This is a genomic window from Candidatus Thiodiazotropha sp. AKAK3, from assembly GCF_058244645.1.
Genome location: NZ_JBSYOQ010000079.1, coordinates 65,143 through 82,702, shown reverse-complemented (window position 1 = coordinate 82,702; position 17,560 = coordinate 65,143). Strand labels below are relative to the sequence as shown.

The 17,560-nt window shown below is 44.7% G+C and carries 14 protein-coding genes and 1 pseudogene; 9 read left to right on the top strand and 6 right to left on the bottom strand.

The window, feature by feature from the left end:
* Positions 1-205 (bottom strand): annotated as a pseudogene (locus tag AC4IE7_RS21810) (alpha-amylase family glycosyl hydrolase); the annotation flags it as partial.
* A 478-nt stretch (positions 206-683) separates the two neighbouring features.
* Between AC4IE7_RS21810 and AC4IE7_RS21805 the strand changes: the two are divergent.
* From AC4IE7_RS21805 to AC4IE7_RS21790, 4 genes are all read left to right on the top strand, one after another.
* Positions 684-3,047, top strand: coding sequence for a C1 family peptidase (locus AC4IE7_RS21805; protein WP_490778997.1), 2,364 nt, complete (start codon positions 684-686; stop codon positions 3,045-3,047).
* 112 nt (positions 3,048-3,159) lie between these two features.
* The gene (locus tag AC4IE7_RS21800) at positions 3,160-3,366 is read left to right on the top strand and encodes a hypothetical protein (protein ID WP_490778996.1); all 207 of its coding nucleotides are present in this window, start codon (positions 3,160-3,162) and stop codon (positions 3,364-3,366) included.
* Between the two features lie 707 nt (positions 3,367-4,073).
* Positions 4,074-5,159 (top strand): hypothetical protein, encoded by a 1,086-nt coding sequence (locus AC4IE7_RS21795; RefSeq protein WP_490778995.1) that lies wholly within the window; start codon positions 4,074-4,076, stop codon positions 5,157-5,159.
* 279 nt (positions 5,160-5,438) lie between these two features.
* Entirely contained in the window at positions 5,439-6,005 is a 567-nt protein-coding gene (locus AC4IE7_RS21790; RefSeq protein WP_490778994.1) for a class I SAM-dependent methyltransferase, read from the top strand.
* 281 nt (positions 6,006-6,286) lie between these two features.
* On the opposite strand, the gene AC4IE7_RS21785 is transcribed toward AC4IE7_RS21790, so the two are convergent.
* The gene (locus AC4IE7_RS21785) at positions 6,287-7,651 is read right to left on the bottom strand and encodes a hypothetical protein (protein ID WP_490778993.1); all 1,365 of its coding nucleotides are present in this window, start codon (positions 7,649-7,651) and stop codon (positions 6,287-6,289) included.
* 689 nt (positions 7,652-8,340) lie between these two features.
* On the opposite strand from AC4IE7_RS21785, the gene AC4IE7_RS21780 reads away from it, so the two are divergent.
* Positions 8,341-9,429: a hypothetical protein gene (locus tag AC4IE7_RS21780; RefSeq protein WP_490778992.1), complete on the top strand. Its 1,089-nt coding sequence runs from the start codon at positions 8,341-8,343 to the stop codon at positions 9,427-9,429.
* Positions 9,430-9,571: 142 nt separating this feature from the next.
* On the opposite strand, the gene AC4IE7_RS21775 is transcribed toward AC4IE7_RS21780, so the two are convergent.
* From AC4IE7_RS21775 to AC4IE7_RS21765, 3 genes are all read right to left on the bottom strand, one after another.
* Positions 9,572-10,204, bottom strand: coding sequence for a hypothetical protein (locus AC4IE7_RS21775; RefSeq protein ID WP_490778991.1), 633 nt, complete (start codon positions 10,202-10,204; stop codon positions 9,572-9,574).
* 35 nt (positions 10,205-10,239) lie between these two features.
* Positions 10,240-10,935 carry a type IV pilus assembly protein FimV gene (locus AC4IE7_RS21770; protein ID WP_490778990.1) on the bottom strand — a complete coding sequence of 232 codons (696 nt, stop codon included), beginning with the start codon at positions 10,933-10,935 and terminating at the stop codon, positions 10,240-10,242.
* Between the two features lie 135 nt (positions 10,936-11,070).
* Positions 11,071-12,426: a hypothetical protein gene (locus AC4IE7_RS21765; RefSeq protein WP_490778989.1), complete on the bottom strand. Its 1,356-nt coding sequence runs from the start codon at positions 12,424-12,426 to the stop codon at positions 11,071-11,073.
* Between the two features lie 272 nt (positions 12,427-12,698).
* On the opposite strand from AC4IE7_RS21765, the gene AC4IE7_RS21760 reads away from it, so the two are divergent.
* Together AC4IE7_RS21760 and AC4IE7_RS21755 are read left to right on the top strand one after the other, a co-directional pair.
* Positions 12,699-13,067 (top strand): roadblock/LC7 domain-containing protein, encoded by a 369-nt coding sequence (locus AC4IE7_RS21760; RefSeq protein ID WP_490778988.1) that lies wholly within the window; start codon positions 12,699-12,701, stop codon positions 13,065-13,067.
* Positions 13,068-13,081: 14 nt separating this feature from the next.
* Positions 13,082-14,047, top strand: coding sequence for an oxygen-binding di-iron domain-containing protein (locus tag AC4IE7_RS21755; RefSeq protein ID WP_490778987.1), 966 nt, complete (start codon positions 13,082-13,084; stop codon positions 14,045-14,047).
* 648 nt (positions 14,048-14,695) lie between these two features.
* On the opposite strand, the gene AC4IE7_RS21750 is transcribed toward AC4IE7_RS21755, so the two are convergent.
* The gene (locus AC4IE7_RS21750; RefSeq protein WP_490778986.1) at positions 14,696-15,292 is read right to left on the bottom strand and encodes a hypothetical protein; all 597 of its coding nucleotides are present in this window, start codon (positions 15,290-15,292) and stop codon (positions 14,696-14,698) included.
* A 264-nt stretch (positions 15,293-15,556) separates the two neighbouring features.
* Here AC4IE7_RS21750 and AC4IE7_RS21745 point away from each other — a divergent pair, with 264 nt between their 5' ends.
* Both AC4IE7_RS21745 and AC4IE7_RS21740 read left to right on the top strand, forming a co-directional pair.
* Positions 15,557-15,994, top strand: a complete 438-nt coding sequence (locus AC4IE7_RS21745) for a papain-like cysteine protease family protein (RefSeq protein WP_490778985.1) — start codon at positions 15,557-15,559, stop codon at positions 15,992-15,994.
* Between the two features lie 373 nt (positions 15,995-16,367).
* Positions 16,368-17,408, top strand: a complete 1,041-nt coding sequence (locus AC4IE7_RS21740; protein ID WP_490778984.1) for a hypothetical protein — start codon at positions 16,368-16,370, stop codon at positions 17,406-17,408.
* Positions 17,409-17,560 lie beyond the last annotated feature (152 nt).

Sequence of the window (17,560 nt, the reverse complement as noted above, 5' to 3'; positions counted from 1 at the left end):
GCATTACTGCATAGGCGCAGATAGAGATTGAGAACACTCCATCGAGCTGCTTGAGCTTTTCTACGATCCACTCTCTACGGTGTTCGTAGCTTCGGCCGGTTAACTCATCCTCTCCGCACAGGAAGGCGCGACGTACACAGCGGGATATGCAGTGGTAATAGGGGGTTTCATCAAGACAGATCTGTTGCTTGCGCGATATCGTCATCGCCGGCTCCTTGGCTTAAGTTCACTCCATGTGTCTCGGGAATTTACCTCATGATAGTGGTGTTTTCAAATGGCGGCAGTCTTCAATCAAATGTTTTAACTGCAGTGTTCGCTGCATTCTGTTATTGATGCGGTTCGTACCTGACCACATTCTACGTCCTACATTAAATAAATGGTGACTGCCCTCAATGTTTCTTTCACCTGTACCCATTTCTGCTACAGTTTGGCTATTCGGCTCTGGTTCCTCATACTTTTGAGTATGCATAAAAAATCAATGAAAGACGATTAATTAAAAACGCCTCATTCAGTAAATTCGGATTGGTATTTTCAGTGGCTCTTGTATCTACCTCTGAATAATCGACATTCATGCCACAGAATTGAACACCTGCACTAGGGAAATCCCTAGCTAGATATCTTTGCTTATCCCTGTTTTCATCCCATTTCATCTGCCAGACAATCAAGAAAAGGAGTTCGCAAAGATGAATCGATGGAACCATCTAAACACGCTCGTATTTTATTTAGCTCTGATACTGACCATCTCGGCCTGTGGCGGCGGGGATGATGAGGATGATCCGGAACCAACTACAAATAGAGCACCGACCGCTGATGACGTCTCGGTATCGAGCAATATCGAAAGCCCCTATATCAATATTAAGCTAATCGGTAACGATCCAGACCACGACATTCTCTCCTATTCCATGGAGACCTCCAGTGAAGGCCCAGGGTACGAACGTGCCTTTGTGAACCCCAACACTGGTGATCTCTATGCCGTCCTGAAAAACGATGGCACAGATACCATTGTCATACCATACAAGGTCTCTGACGGCATGCTTTTCAGTAACGTTGCTGAAGTCACCATATCCATTGGGGTATTGGAGGGACATGGTACTGGGGCAAACGAAATTCCTGCTGAAGAGTATGGTCGCCTGGAACTTGCTTTCTTTGATGGCGAACGATTTGGTTCAACCCTGGGAGATGACCCGAGCCTGCCAGCATCCATTGATCTCTCTGGAAACTTTCCGCAACCGGGAAACCAGGGCACACAGGGTAGCTGCGTCGGCTGGGCTACTGGGTATGCATTGAAGTCCTATCACGAAAAGGTCGAAGAGCAGTGGGCCTTCTCCGAGGCAACCATCTTCAGCCCGGCCTGGGTCTACAATCAGATCAATGGTGGTGAGGATAGGGGCTCACGTATCGACCAGGCCTTCGAACTGATGATCAATCGCGGTGCTGCCACCTGGCAGAACATGCCCTACGACAACACCAACTTCACCAGGCAACCCACACAACAGGCAATATCTCAAGCAGCCAACTATCGAGCGAGTGAATATCGCGCCATTACCAGCGCACAGCAGATGAAAGCAGCCCTGGCAAACCGAAGTCCAGTGGTCGCTGGAATCATCGTCTATGATGACTTGCAACGTCTAAATGGTCCGAACTCGGTTTATAACTCCACCACCGGAGAACCATCAGGTGGCCATGCTGTGACCCTGGTCGGATATGACGATAATCAGTATGGCGGGGCCTTCAAGATCATAAACTCTTGGGGAACAGGTTGGGGCGATAACGGTTTTTTCTGGCTCCCCTATAACATGATTGGCAGCGTCATGACCCAGGCTTTTGTTTTAACCGATGGTTCAAATACCGGTGAGAACACCGATGATGATGTGGACCCGGTTGTACCCCCCACCGACGGTGACCTTCCCAATCTGGAAATTGTCCAATGGCAACTCAATTATGACACCCAGGCAGGTGGTCAAGGCACTTGGCAGTGGGAGGTTATCAATGGTGGCACCGCTGATGCACCAATGGGTGCGGACGTAAACCTGATGTTATCAACCGACAATCAGATCGATAGCTCTGACTGGTATATTGTCTACGAAGAGATTCCAGAGACATTGACACCAGGTGGCAGCGCAGCACGAGATGAATCCAATCCCAGATATTTTAAACTGCCGCAAAACCTGCCACCTGGCGACTACTACATAGCGACCTGGGTTGATGATCTGCAGGAGGTCGAGGAGAGTGATGAACTAGACAATCAATCATTTGGTGACGGTCAGGTTCACATCGACTCCTCCTCACTGCCCGATATTGCGATCGATTACTGGTGGGCCTCATGGGACAGTTCCGGTAACGGCCTGCTGGAGTATACAGTCTACAACGATGGTGATGCAGCAACCACCCGCACCGACTGGGATATTAATCTGATACTGACCATTGGCGAAGATACCAGCCAAGGCGGATATTATCTCTTTTACGAGCATGCTAATTTTATCCTGGAACCAGGGGGGTCCGTATATAGAGACGAGGACAGTGCAGCAAGTTTTGACCTTTTCACCGATGTAAACGGAGATCCAATACCAAGCGGCACCTACAACATATCACTCTGGGTAGATGACCAAGGATATGAAGAGGAGTCCAATGAGATTAACAATCTTTCAATTGGCAACACTCAAGTAACGTTGACTAATAGCAGTTTTCGCCCATTAATAGAGGATCAGCAGGGAGCAACCAAAAAACTTGCTTCTGACAGCAGCAGTGATATGCAGGCGACGGCCTTTGACGGCACAGGTGAAAATATTCGGCACTCTTATAATGGACGCCGCATCCCTGATACTAACGTACTCATGGCCAAGGTAAGGATTGCTGATCAAGCAGATGGCACACGCACCATGACAGTTTTGGAAAGTGATAAACCTGGCACGGAGCAACAGACTGGCATCATGTCCGGTGAAAAGAGATATCATAAGGTTGTAAAATCTGCAGACCAGGCAATTACACCGAAGTCAAACCGCACAAAAATGCCTTTAGATCAGGACTCTGAAAATGACACGAAGTAGTTTCAAATTATACCTGACTCTGAGTATAGTAGTAGCAACTGCCGGATGTTCGACAAAAAACACGGAACCCCCGGCAGACCAAACGAACAGTGGTACAGATAAGAAATCAAACATGCCAGACAGCTCGATTCAGTTCTGCAAGGATGCAGGATTTGATGCTGTAGCGGTTACTGAAAACGGCATACCGACAAAGTATCTATGTATCAATCCTAAAACCAATAAAAAGTGCGATAGCTGGGCCTTCTTTCGTAGTGATTGCAAACTGGATAACTCTGACAATCCATCATCGGCAGATCAGGGTATAAAAATCAAACAGTAGCCTGTGAGTGATTGGTCCAGTTGAACCGATACGCTTCGCGGATCTTCGTAATATTCTGCTATTGCGAAGATCCGCAAGTTTTTCTAGACCACCCACTTGCTATTGATTAGGATAAACTACAACATCATCCAAACACTGATTGCCCGCTACTTAAATAGGCTAATTCTCAACATCGATAATTTGTCTGCGACAACCTATATCCCATCTCTATTACTCTTATCTCTCAGTTCGATATCAAGCTCACTCCCACTCAGACGTGCCTCAGCGAGCGGTTCAGCTCCAACAATATCCCACATAGTGGTGTACAACTTTGGATAAAATGCCGTCAGAACCATCTGACCAAAATGGAATTATAGAGTAGACAGAGCGTCCACCATTACTTTCAGAAAAGACAACCATTATCTGGGCATTTACTATAATAGTTTCTAATATTACAACCATTAAACCAACTGCTGTTATGGTGCTTTTTTAATTACACTATTCAAATTATAATCCAGCGCGTTATACTCTTACAGCAGCCATTTAATCTGCACTGAATAAAAATGTGTAATGTTTGAGTTTTTTTCAAATGATTCCCGTCTGTGCATAAGCTCTGACTAGGTAACACTTCAAGAGAGTGAGCTTAGCTTTTCTATAATGTAAACCATATTACGGACGTTAGTTACATAAAGGAATTTATAGCACTGGATACAGTCAGGAGGTTTTTTGTGTTGAAACATCTTTATACACTCATATTGAAACTGGTCTATTCAGCCATGATCATCTTACCCTTAACTATACTGCCCGCCTGTGGCGGCGGAGGTGGAGGTGGTGATGAGACTCCAACAGACGATAACAGCTCAGACAACACCGATGACGGCTCAACGACTGATGACACTGATTCAGGTCAAACCAACATCAGAGTGTCTCGTATACGATACGACTTCGACAATAACGGTGTATTCGAAGGGACAAGGGAGTACACCTACGACACCGATGGAAGAATCATCGAGGAGCGCTATTCCTACATCGACGATGGAACTGAAGATACTGAGCTTGCTGGTACATTATCAAATTCAATCGCGCTTGATCCTATAGATGAAACAATCACTTATACCTATGATGCCGATGGCCGTCTGCAGACCTGGGTAGGAGTCACCAGCGAAAGCCGTGACACTTCCATCTATACCTTCAATGATGACAATCTGATCACACAGGTGGATGTCACGATGGAGGATGAGACCGGTGCGGTGACTTCACAATACAGCCATACACTCTCCTACTCTGAACAACGCTTGATCAGACATACCATGACACTCGATAACGAGGTCACACCGATGCAGGAATACGAGATCGGATATGACGACTCCGGTTATGTAATCACAAACCAACAAACCATGACCAGCAGCAATCAGGTCTCCCACCAAACCTATACTTATCTGACCAACGGACGACCCAATACAATTGTCGACACCTCTCCCTCACTACCCGATTATCGTAGGACATATGAGTTTGGTTATACTGCAAACAACCAACCAGCCTACATGAACAATATTGCTGAGGGCATATTTAGCGATCGCTATGGTTGGTTATTTCAATATGATGACAACGGACAAAAGATTACAACTCAGATAGATGAAGCGATTGATGGGACTATTGATGCAGTCGCCGAAATAGAGTGGGAGGAAGGAGTCTGTACCTCGGTACTGAGTTGGTATCCTCGCACAATTGTCACCGACACTGTTGATCTCTCCTCTCCCTACAAACCGGGAACCGGCTATGTTTGGCTCCCCCACTGCACGTCAGGCATGTGATCACTGTTGTTCCCACGCTGAATGTGGGGACAACAAAACACCCTTGCTCCGCAAGGTGACCCCTAACAAGAGAACAACCATTACATTAGTGGGAAGTCCGATTGATCTTTGGCTGATCCTGCTGCTTGAGTGGGCGATTAAAGTGAGGAAACAATTACCTTACCTGGTGCTAAAGATCGAGGCGCAACTTTCTGAGAGCCTGCTCTCCTGACTTGTGAATAGTCTGCTCGACCTGGCTATACTCTTTACACCATCCTAGAACATAGCCAGGAGGAATAAGTGGATTTCTATAACGACCCGTCGAAAGTCGATGAATACGAAAAAATGTGTGATGAATATGATGGCACAGAAATATACATGGTTCTCGACAGGCATCTCACTAAAAACGCAAGCTTATTGGAATTAGGCAGTGGGCCAGGAAACGATATCCATTATTTTCAAAAGAACTATAGGGTCACAGGTTCAGATCTATCTGAAGAATTCCTTATAAGGTGCAGAAAGAAATTCAGTGACATACCATTTAAGAAGTTAGATGCCGTTTTGATAGAAACGAACGTAACATACGAATGTATATTCTCAAATAAGGTATTGCATCTCCTGGCTCGGAACAACTTAAAAAAATCATTAAAACGACAGCAACAGGTGATTACACCAAACGGGATTTTCGCTCATACATTCTGGTTAGGGGATAAAGAGTTTTCAATGGAAGGGATGCTGTTCGTATTTCATGATCGGGATAAGTTGATATGTTTGGTTTCTGAATATTTTACCATTCTCGAAACCTATGAATACTCGGAATTCGAGGAAAATGACTCAATATTTATTGTCGCAAAAAATGATAAATAGACAGACAATCGTCACGGAGGCAATTGACCATAGCCTTGAGGACATATCTATTAATTGCTTGTCCCCTTAAATAGAAGAGCCCCAACCTACCCTGTATTTTTGCTTACTCTCAACCAAGAGCAGATGGCAATCAAAGCCAAGTTGAAGAAGGGGCAGAGTTCTGCTGATCAGAAGCGTATGAAACGCAATCTAAAGGTTATATAAGCACAACGTAAAAAAGGCATCAAACTGTATAAGAGCATCAAGTGTAAGTAGTGTTTGGCCAGAATCAGTCATGCCAATCAGGGTTGGTAGGTTTTATTGAGGTAGGCTTGCCAGGTCGTCCAAGCTGGTCTAGGAGTACCATCGTAGCGACGTAGGGCCATATTGCCAAACAGGCGCAATAGACCTTCGATGTAATCCCCACCGGCTGCGTAAAAATCATCCAGCAGAAGGCAGGTACTATTACCTGAGGGAGCGCAGGGGCAGGCGCCATCACCTGTCACCGCATCATCGAGATAATCACGGTTGAGCCACCAGACAACCGCTTCAAGATTATTCTCTTTGGCGCTCTCAAGTAACCAGGTCATATAGGCATTCTGAGCAGTTTCATTGGCTACATCGATTGTGCCCAGGCCTTGAATCTCAAGCGTTGCCGGTAAGATTTCACTACCACAACTACCATCCGTACTATGTTTATAGCTACTCAGTAGAGGTTCAGCCAACCATCCAGTCTCTGAAATCCAGATCTTGCGGGAGGTTGCTTGAGCAACCTTGCTCAATGTGTCCCGAGGAAAGCTGTGGTTGAAATCTCCATGGTAGACCCAACCGGAAGGATATGTGGAGAAAGCAATGCGGTCACCGGCTATCACCAACACTTCAAGCAGACGTCTATCAAAACAGTCGGCCATGGTGCCCGGTGCACATTCAGCACTCGGCTCATTCGTATTGCCGTAGATGTAATCGAGTTGAAAGGTTGGGAAAACAACCAGTTGCGGATAGGCCTCTTTTAAAGCTGAATAGAGATCGTTATACCAGGAGATCCAGGCTGCTTTTTGTTGCGGACAACTGGTGAAGGGCATATTCATTTCGACCGCGGGGCTCATGTAGTCCGGGTTTACAAGATCGACAAGATATTTAAGATAGGTGATATAAGATGCTTTATAGTTCTCGGCACGATCATCAGTGGCGAATTGATAACATCCTTCACTGTCGATATTGGTATTCCAATTGGGGTGAGTTGTACCATCCGATAGAACGTTAGGCGCCAATACCTTACGATCACCTAAGGGTGAGATAGTAAGGTAGAGGGGTTTACTCGTTGCATGAGCTGAGTCCGCCAATTGCTGCCACTGTTCGACCCAGGTTTGGGGAAGATTGGCACAGGAAGTTGCATCGCAATAGTCCCAGGGCACGCCCCAAAAATCATCCACATGCAGAGATATCAGATCCCGGTCGTTAAGATTCTCAAACCGCCAATCAGGAAAGGTGGCATTACTTCCATCATGGCTGGTAAAGAAAGGCGTAGAGCCCATCAGAAAGGGGCGTGTATCGACAGGAGGATCGTTACTGGCATTACTGTCATCATCATCACCACCACCGCAACCTACGATGATGAGCAGAATGCTTAATAGGAGTGGCTTAAAATATCTTGAGAAATATTGCATATCCTTTTCCTGCATTTAACCTGCATCAGATCCATGACTCAGGAGCGATGGTTATAATTCAATTTCATTTGACACTACGAGTAAATTCTATTGTTTCACCAACCTGGACAGAACTGATATCTGCGTCCAAAACAGAAAACCCAATAAGCGGGTCGCCTCTCCAAGTGCCACTTTCAGAGCCAATGTAACCGATTATCTCAGTCATCGCGACAAACTGTTATCGACTGAGTAGACCGATCGCAGGGTAATTTACCCGGTTTTGTCGTGATTTAAATGGATCGCAAAGGTAGAACTGCTTGCACTCTCGAACAGCAGAACAACGATAAACTTGAATCCAATAAATAAAAAAAAAAGTTCTGCCCTCTTAATTTATTGCACATTTCAGCCGTGATATATCTCTGATTCAAATAATATATCACCAACAATAACGATACACGAGTCACTCTAGTTTTGGATGACACCTACTCCTGGTCAATAGCTCTCCGTTGAGTGCAACTACAACTATTGCATCCAGATTTTGACAGGTCATCTCATTACTTTACCCTGCCAAAGATTATGAGCCGATAATAGTCGCGGGATTAGATCAACTAGGACTGTTGACACTATTTTTGAGAGACAATCGCATGAACTAAAGCTATGCTTCCCTCTGCGATGCTGCCTTCACTTTCCTGGGCTTGATTATGGATACAATGGTTGAACTATTCAGAGGTTTGATCGGTAACTATACCGATATACTTGCTCGCCTGGGCCTGCTCGACTTCGTTGTTATCACGGTTAATATTGTGCTGATGATTTTTGCCAGACGAATCATCGAGCTGATCTATCACGACAATGTCAGCACAAACCGCAGCCTCAATCGGGTACATGTCTTCCGCGCCTTGAATCTGTTGATTATTCTCTCATTCGGCTACTACCACCTCTATCTGCCGACAGGGGAGAGAGGTATTGGCCTGAAACTGCTATCTGTCTTTGTGGTTATCTATCTGGGTTATCTCTTCGCACACATCATCGGCTATATTGCACGCCGCAAATTCGGTAAATCACGGGAGGTCAATGGCGTCAAAAAGAGTGTCGAGACCTACAACAGCCGCCTGTTGACCCTCTTATCTGGAATCTTTATCTCCATCATTGTATTAATTTCAGTGGTACAGATTCTCGGCTTTAACGGCCTGCTGGAGGCGGGAGGCGTGATCGGCTTTATCGGTGTCTTTCTGGCACTGACTCACAACGCATGGGCACCGGACATTTTCAGTGGCCTGATCATCCTCAACAGTGGCATGGCTGAAGAGGGGGATGTGATTGAGATTACTGAAGGTACACACTATATCGGCGTGGTCTACAAGACCAAGATGTTCCATACAGAGATCCTCAACCTGGTTAACAACCATCGCATTATGCTGAAGAATGCGAAATTCAGGGATTATACAATCCACAATCTTTCAAAATTCGCATCGGCCAAGGGGTTACGTGAAAAAATGGTCTTTAAGATTGGTTACGACGTGGAAGCTGGCAAGGTGCGCGAGATGTTCGACGAGGCTTATGAGGAGATAACACAAAGCGCTGACATCAATATTGAGAAGCAGTATGAGCTTGAAGTTCGGGTCAATGATACCGCTGACCATGCTATTGAGTGGGCGATCTACTATTACACCAAGGATGTACGAAATCTGATCAAACTTCGTCAGCACTTCCGGGAGATCATCTGGCAGACAGCAGACAGGCATGGCATTGCACTTGCGACACCGTTGACGCATACCGTTGTAAACCAGGAGGCCTGAATATTTTCTGTTTACCGCAACCCAATTAAAAAACAGTAGAAACAGGCTCACCATTCTAACTTAGAGAGTTATTGAGATAAAATAATCTATCGACTGTATAAATATCATCTGTAAATTATCGATGAAGTGGATAGTAAAACCACTAGCTATATCGATTAACCAGAATCCAAACCAGTGATATAAATTCAGGCTGGTTCAATCTTGGCTCTCCAAGCAGCACCAGCAAAAACTGTTCATTACCGACATATAGCGGCCATGCACCTACTCGGCTGGATCCATATGCATCCACAGCAGCCCATCCCTGGGCACCCAGCCCAAAACTTTCTGACAACCGTTCTGCGTGACGCGTTTGCACTGAGATCAGATCAGCGCTGAGGGCTGAGAGTATGTCAGCAGCATTTGCATCCAGCCCACTATGGACTAGTGAAAGGCCATTCCAATCAACCAGAAGACCTTTACCTATTGATGACAAGCAGGGAAGTATATTTGTCAATTTCTGACCGACACCAGACTCTGATACTTCCTGGGGTTCTCTAAAACCTTGAACCATTGAGAGTGTTTGTGCACGATGCAGGATTGCCAGTGCCTCCTGTTCATCGCTGAGCTCTAACCACTCACAAAGGCTTTCTGCATTTACCTTTAGACTTCGCTCCTGCTTTAACAAAATTAACATCAGCCGCCTGACCGGTTCATCCTCGCGGCCTGAAACCGCATAGAAAGCACCTGCCGAGGTTGGTAGCAGATAGAACTCTTCAACTAATTCATATTCAGACATGGTTATTGTTCACTACCTAATCCAGTTAACAGGCCCTAGTTAGTCAAGGACATTGAATCGAGAAAGAATTTCTCTGTATCAAGCCACAATTCCGGTAAAGCAAGGCTTCTGCCAATAAGCCCCATGTAGGTTTTATAAAAGGCCTCGCGCGTTTGCTGCTGTCTATAGAGGGATAGCAGTTCACGGCAGACAGCCTCATCGCCAGGGTCATGATGTAAGGCATTTTCAAGAATGACCATTGCAGTGAGCCAGTCATTCTGTTTGAGGATTTCCACAGCCTGTTCAAGTGGGCTTGCATCTGAATCGCCAGAATCTGATGCTGTCCGCCTTACAATTTGAGTGAGTCCCGAGCGACCTATGGATAAACTCGATACCGTATTCTTCGGCAAGGAGATATTTGAATCCAGGCCACGGGACAAATGAACCAAAAGAAACCGCACTTGCTTCTCTTTTAGTGATGGCAATGCCTGTCTAAGCAGGTTCTTTCTTATATGCAAACCGCGATTACCCAGAATAAGAAACAGGTCAATTAACGCCGCATATATAGCATCTGAATCGCCCATGGAAAGATAGAGCAGAGTCCGTTGAACGTGGGCACGTAAATCCCTGGGATTTCTCCTTACCTTTTTTATAAGGTATGTAGAAAATCTATTACCCCCCTCTACTGTGGGAAAAACCGGTAGTAGTTGGCTTGATTGCGGAAGCAGAGAGGGCTCAACAAGGTGATCCATGCTTTGGTCTAGTGAATCATCCGCCGCTAAATTCGCATTGCTTACTTTTCTTACTATCTGTTGATACATAAAGCCCGTTGACACTGACTATAATTTAGAAACCGTTTAATAATGTAATAGTGAACTATCCGGGTCTTATCCTGCATCTTTTAGTTTTGATATAAAACTATTGAGCATACCCTTTTTTACAACCTCTGCTTTACCAAACATTAAGACTTTCGGTGTCTCATTTACTGAGATTTCTGTAGAGAGTTCAGCTTCAGAATGGGCAGAAGGTGTGCGGTCAATTAAATCTATCTCTTGGCATGCGTTACAGAAATCTATTACGGTCTTGACGTTAACCCCTGCACCATCGGCAATTTTCTGGATATCTTGCGACTCAATGGTCATCATGTAGTCAGCTATTTTTCTATAGTCCAGATCATGGGGAACAACCTCAAAATCCGGCTCTGAAGTCAGGCTCAGTCTATCCTCTGTCGTGTTATTCTCCATCAGCCTTCCCCCAGATCCATAGAGTGCTGCAAGATAGAAGAGCAACCACAGTGGTCGAGCATCCCAGCCTTCTGGAGGCACCTGCTCATCAGGCTTGATAAGTTCATGATTCGAAAATCCAAAAGCCCTCGCAGAGAATAACTCAGGAGATAGTCCATAGCAGGATTTATGAGCAAAGATCTGTTGGTCTGGATATATTCTGACAGATGGGTAAATGAAATGGCTTATTTCAGTTGGATCTCCTACTAAAACCAGCTTTCTGATTAATCCAAGAAAATACTTATTTTCATGAAACCGTCTCGGAGGACGACTCATTTTCCTGTATACCTCTATCCAGCGGGATTTCCCTGTTTTTTCACTCTGCTTGTCTTTAACTTGTTGAGGAGTGCTACTTGGTTTTTTTGAACCTTCTGACTGGAAATGATCGAATTCCGAATCCATTAAGAGATCATATACATCATAGTCACTATCCTCATCGACAGGGATGTGAGGAGTGCTCTGGAGTTGATCATCACCAATAGGAAGCGAGGTCGAAACATGACCAATTTCAGGTTGCGATCCTTCCCCAATAAACATCTGCTTATTTAGAGAGAGAGTAGCGCCCTCCTCTTGACCGATCTCCTCTTCCTCTTCAGTAATAGGGGAGGATGTCTCCTCTACTGCACTTAGCGCCAGCTCGATCTCAAGCTCAAGTAATAAAGTTGTAATCACTGAGTAGGAAATTGGCTTTTTCAGGGTATAGGAAAAAGAGTCTCGCATTTTGTCGTTAGAGGAACAGCCAATTAGAATGGTTCTAAAATTACTTGACGAAGATTTATCAGAAATGAACTCTGCCGCGAACTCTTCCCGGTCTGTATTTACAAGTATGACATCAGCATCCCTGCCCCCAACCCATAACCACTCTGCGACTTCGTAGCTGGAAGCCATCTCAATAGTGGTACGTAAAAAAACCGCTTCGCGTTGATCGAAACCGACTTCTGTTATTCTGTATGGAGCCATAATGTGAAACGCACCGCGCCTCTCCTCCTTGACACTTACTTCCTACATATCACTATCAGCCTACCAATTAAAAATGAAATTGTCACTGCTGATGACAAATATGATAGATTTCAGATTACTGAAATGAACTAGTCCTCACAATATTGAGTTAATTCTTCAGTCTTAGTAAAGTCCTGGGTAATAGTAGACTTTATAGATAATCTATAAAACCGGACACATCAAACAAAAATCACACTGATCATCAAAGATACATATTAAAAGGAAGAATTTAAATGGGAAAACAGGAAGATTTTGCGGGAGTCATTCAACAATTAAGAGAAAATGTACCCGATATAACAGGCGTAATGATTTCATCAATAGATGGTCTTTCAATAGCGACGGATTTCCCCGAAGAGGAAGCTGCTCGAATCGCCGCCATGGGTGCATCCGCTGTAGGGCTAGGTAGCCGGATCACAAAGACAGCAGATCTTGGTGATATGCACGACATCCTTATAGAAGGCAGTAGTGAAACACTGGTCATCTATATGGCTGGAAATGCCGCCACACTAGCTTTACGTGCACCTCGCAGAGCAAATCTGGGTCTAATTCGACTGGAAGGTCCTAAGGCAGTTGAGAAAATTGTAGCGCTTGTCTCAAACTGATCAGGGAGAGATGCATGGGCTCAACCAATCTCTTCGATAAAGATGGACACTCCTATATCCTGCTGGAAGGCTTTGGACAGGGTGAGATGGTACCAACTAATCAAGTTGTTATCAGAAATGGTAATGAAGCTATTTTACTTGACCCAGGTGGACACAAGGTACACTACGAGGTAATTAATGAAGTCTCTTCATTGATACCGATCAGCAACTTGAAATACCTGTTTTTTTCACATCAGGATCCTGACATTATCGCTGCAGCGAATGCCTGGCTGATGTTGACAGAGGCAGACGCACTTATCTCCAAACTCTGGGTACGATTCATTCCTCACTTTGGTATTGATGAGCTGCTGCTACCTCGCCTGCACGGCATACCGGATGAAGGCATGCGCCTGCAGCTAGGTAATACCGAATTGATTATCCTACCCGCACACTTCCTCCACTCAGCAGGGAATTTTCAAGTCTATGATCCTGCATCAAAAACACTCTTCTCTGGTGATTTAGGCGCATCGATTGGACTGGACTATAGTGTGGTAACAGATTTTGAGGCCCATATTGCCTACATGGAGGGCTTCCACCTTCGATATATGCCATCCGCTCAAGCCAATCAGTGTTGGGCCAAGATGGTTAGAGAGCTGGATATAGAGCGAATTGTTCCCCAGCATGGGGCCATTTTTCCCGATCGTGAAACATCCAAACGATTTATCGACTGGATTGCTGATTTACCCGGTGCAGTCGAGATTTTAAAGGACAACTACAGAATTCCAGGTACCTCCTCCACACCAGCGAAACATGCCCCGGACGACTCTGTCAAAATAGCCGCTAAAATACCGAATAGTGAGAAAGCAGCAGTCGTTAACGAGGAGACAAATAGCGAAACAGTAGCCGCTACTGATGAAGCATCAACAACCAACGAGCGCCAACCTCCCAAGAGCTGGGGGCAGCGCTTGAAAGGCGCCTTTACCAATAGGTTCCGTGATTGACACTGATATCTGATACCAGGTAATGCCCTAAAAAAGCTTTGCTTACCTAAACAATAATAGAGCTTCTTGATACTTCACTTGAGATATCGAGGCATGAGTCAAATTAAGCGCCGACTCATTAAGAACAGGATTAGTGTAAACAGGCCGAACTTCCAGCTCACCTGAATACTAGAAATTATACTTCACTGCTGCTCCATCAGCTCTAAAACACCCAGAGGAAAGCACACATTAATCATCAAATTTAATGGGGCAGCCGTAGGGTGGGGCCATGCCCCACCATCAAGGGCTTAAACACACAAAAACTTGCGTTCTCTTGCGCTCAAGGTCTGCTTTGAAATATTCACAGCTTGCTTTTACAACACATTCCTGTGGGAGAGGAAGCATTCATTTGCATCATTTATCGTAATCGCAAGAATTGATTGGCTAGTGCGGACTACTTTTCAATCTATCAAATGGTTAACGCGCACCCTCTCCCGTTGAGGAAAGATGCATTTATAGCTGCTTGCGCAGTAACGGCAAGTTCCTTACAGCAGTGATTTTATATACTATTTGAATCGCTCTTATACGCAATTGGTCATATCATTGAAACAAAACAGCCCACCTACAGGGCGGGCTGTTTTGTACTTACCGTATTACCAGGAAAAGTTATTAAAGTTCTCCGATACGGTCATCCATTGATGGATCGATAAGCCAAATTGCAATATCTTTACCCAAAGCCTTCACACAACGATCCAGAATAGAGCAGGTTCCCTTGTATGCACCAAACATCCCACCTCCAGAACTGCGGCGACCATTAAAACTACCAATCTTCTTACCGTTCTCAAAAAGCTCTCCAGTAACAGCAACTGATTTTGACCCACTCCAGGCACCACCACCTGAACCAATCACATTGCTGATCTCTAAAGCCAAGACCCGCCCCTTATCCTTACTACTGACAGCACCATCTTTCTTGACTACCGTTATGTCGCTAGCACTGGCAAATGATCCTATATATTCAGGTAGTTGAGTGTCTATCACGCACTCCGCTTTGACTTTATCTGGCACACCGGAGCCTGCAGCATAGGCGATACGTTTGGATACACTGACAGCAGAGGTGCTGGTTGATTTACTTACTGTAACAGCCTGCTTAGTACTACTGTCCTCTGCTTTCGTTCCACCTGTCGATCCACCACAGCCGTAGAGAAAAGTAGCTAATATCACGCCTATTAATGTGAATTTATCAATTCCTATCATTTTATTGTTCATGGCTTTGTCTACTCATTTGTTTTAACTGATCAACTGTTTATTTAACTGCTGTTTTTATCCAAAGACAAGGGGGCAGGCTAAATAATCAATCGTGAATAGTACACATAAATTGCAAATATACTAAGTTAGACTAAAACTAGATAAGCACTATGAATAAAACAATAACCTGACTTGATCTTAATAAACCTAACACACCATCAATATCTGAATAGTCACATTATACGCATCACTAAAAGCACACACTTAATCACTGGAGCAAATCAGATGGGAATAAAACTCAATGTCCCCCTCGTCAAGCAGCTAACAAATATGTCTTGCTGGTATGCATCTGTTTGTATGGTCGCCTATTATCGTGAAGCAGGGCCTCGCTTAGGCCTACCAGAAAAATGGAAGGCTAATAATGGCGTTAACTTAAATGACTTTATAAAACTTGCTCAAGTTGAAGGTCTGGTCTCAATAAAATCACCAGCTTCCAATCTAACTGAACAACAACTGGAAATATTTCTTAGAAATAATGGTCCGATATGGTGTGCTGGGCGATGGGATGGAGTACCACACATTGTCGTTTTGACCGGTGTCGATAAAGGAAATGTATTCATCAATGACCCAAACCCCACCAAAGGCAAGCGTACTGAAACTTTAGCCTGGTTTAATCAAAAGCTTGATAACCATGTGCAAAACTGCATGATGTATAAAGCCTAGAGCCTGTTAACACTAACCCAATACGCGCTGCTGTGCCAGAAAAGCGTCTCTCGAGGCGTGGCTCCCAGAACAGGTTGCTCCCTTCTCAAGAGCCACAACACAGAGCAAGGGCATTCGATTAACCCGACGACTAAGTATGTCGTCTTCAGGGTTTCAAGCCTGCACTTGATCAAGGCACGGCTCGCGCCCCGCAGGAAGTGTCCTTGGGGTGCAGGCAATGATTATCCCCTTTCAGCACCTGGCTAATGATATGGGCGCAGTGGTAAATTGCGACCAATTTCACATCACCTATCTGTTCCATAAGTTATTACTTATAAGTGTATTTTCCATTTTCGTACGTTCAGGGACGATGCGGCAGCCATTGAGATCCCTGATGAAGAAGATTCCCAGACAAAATAAACGCATGTTTTTCAGTCAGTTGATGTGGAAAAAACGCATCAACCAAAAATATATGCCTCATGCAGGCTACATGGGAAATGGTGGAGACATTAACTTGATCACAGGTGTTAATGGTCCTGGTATCAATCATTTGACGCAGCTTTTGTCACAAGCACTACCCGACAGTCAGCAAATCCACCATCCGCTGAAAAAGTTTGAACCCAAACTTATCCTATCTAATCAAGGTGACCGTCTGGCCATCCCTTATCAGAAAGAACTATCAACAGACCACCCGTTAAACCGCATCTATCGGATTTATGCTGAAAGGAATCTAAAAGAAACCAACTACACTGAAATTTTAATGGAGAATAAAACGTCTCGTAACCCTCTACTCATTCTTAAAGAGAGCCACGGCTTACTTGCTACAGAAGCCTTAATACGAGAGCTAAAATGTCATACTCTGTTCTATGTTAGCGATCCGGTGATACTTGCTGAACAGCTCTTTTCCCGGGAGGGAATAGATACCCCTTACCTCGATTTGGAAAGTGAAGCTGTCATGGAGTCACAGTTTCTACAGCGCTTTCTATCTCACGACCTTCGTTCAGTTCTGCATGCCTATAAATTGATACAGCGCCTCCCTTCAGGTCGTCAACGTCGCGTGCAGATGAAAATCTTGGCCATTGCTTTGATACAACATATGTTTCGTATGTTGGCTGCTCGTTATCCTGAATTAGTATCTATCTTCGATTTCGGATATATAGAGAATGAACCAAGGCGTATGCTTCCCCCCCTGCTCAACTGGCTAGGCTCAAAAAGCTTGGAACAGCTAAAAAGCCTACTTGATATAGCGACCTTTAAACCTGCAGGACAAACTTCACTACGATGGACGCGGTCATGGCCGGAGTCAATCAATGCTTTTGAAATCCTCTCTGCAAAAGAGGTTAACCTGGCATATAAAATTTTGATTGATCACCAATTAATGTATGTCGATAACAACGAGATAACCGATCAACGAGAAGTTCTTTATAGTATCTGAGATCACACTCCCTTGATCCTGGCCTTATCTCTCGCACCAGTAGTACGATATCAGAGAGCTCTGCCTACCAACTCATTTTTTCAAACTGACAGTAATTCTATTATAAATTTCACTACAGATGAGGAGATCAATAATCTATTCAAACGCCCAAT

Coding starts and splice junctions, on each gene's coding strand:
- AC4IE7_RS21760 (WP_490778988.1), top strand. CDS start 12,699: ATGGGAAAACAGGAAGATTTTGCGGGAGTCATTCAACAATTAAGAGAA.
- AC4IE7_RS21785 (WP_490778993.1), bottom strand. CDS start 7,651: ATGCAATATTTCTCAAGATATTTTAAGCCACTCCTATTAAGCATTCTG.
- AC4IE7_RS21745 (WP_490778985.1), top strand. CDS start 15,557: ATGGGAATAAAACTCAATGTCCCCCTCGTCAAGCAGCTAACAAATATG.
- AC4IE7_RS21780 (WP_490778992.1), top strand. CDS start 8,341: ATGGTTGAACTATTCAGAGGTTTGATCGGTAACTATACCGATATACTT.
- AC4IE7_RS21805 (WP_490778997.1), top strand. CDS start 684: ATGAATCGATGGAACCATCTAAACACGCTCGTATTTTATTTAGCTCTG.
- AC4IE7_RS21750 (WP_490778986.1), bottom strand. CDS start 15,292: ATGAACAATAAAATGATAGGAATTGATAAATTCACATTAATAGGCGTG.
- AC4IE7_RS21800 (WP_490778996.1), top strand. CDS start 3,160: ATGCCAGACAGCTCGATTCAGTTCTGCAAGGATGCAGGATTTGATGCT.
- AC4IE7_RS21770 (WP_490778990.1), bottom strand. CDS start 10,935: ATGGATCACCTTGTTGAGCCCTCTCTGCTTCCGCAATCAAGCCAACTA.
- AC4IE7_RS21755 (WP_490778987.1), top strand. CDS start 13,082: ATGGGCTCAACCAATCTCTTCGATAAAGATGGACACTCCTATATCCTG.
- AC4IE7_RS21740 (WP_490778984.1), top strand. CDS start 16,368: ATGAAGAAGATTCCCAGACAAAATAAACGCATGTTTTTCAGTCAGTTG.
- AC4IE7_RS21775 (WP_490778991.1), bottom strand. CDS start 10,204: ATGTCTGAATATGAATTAGTTGAAGAGTTCTATCTGCTACCAACCTCG.
- AC4IE7_RS21765 (WP_490778989.1), bottom strand. CDS start 12,426: ATGGCTCCATACAGAATAACAGAAGTCGGTTTCGATCAACGCGAAGCG.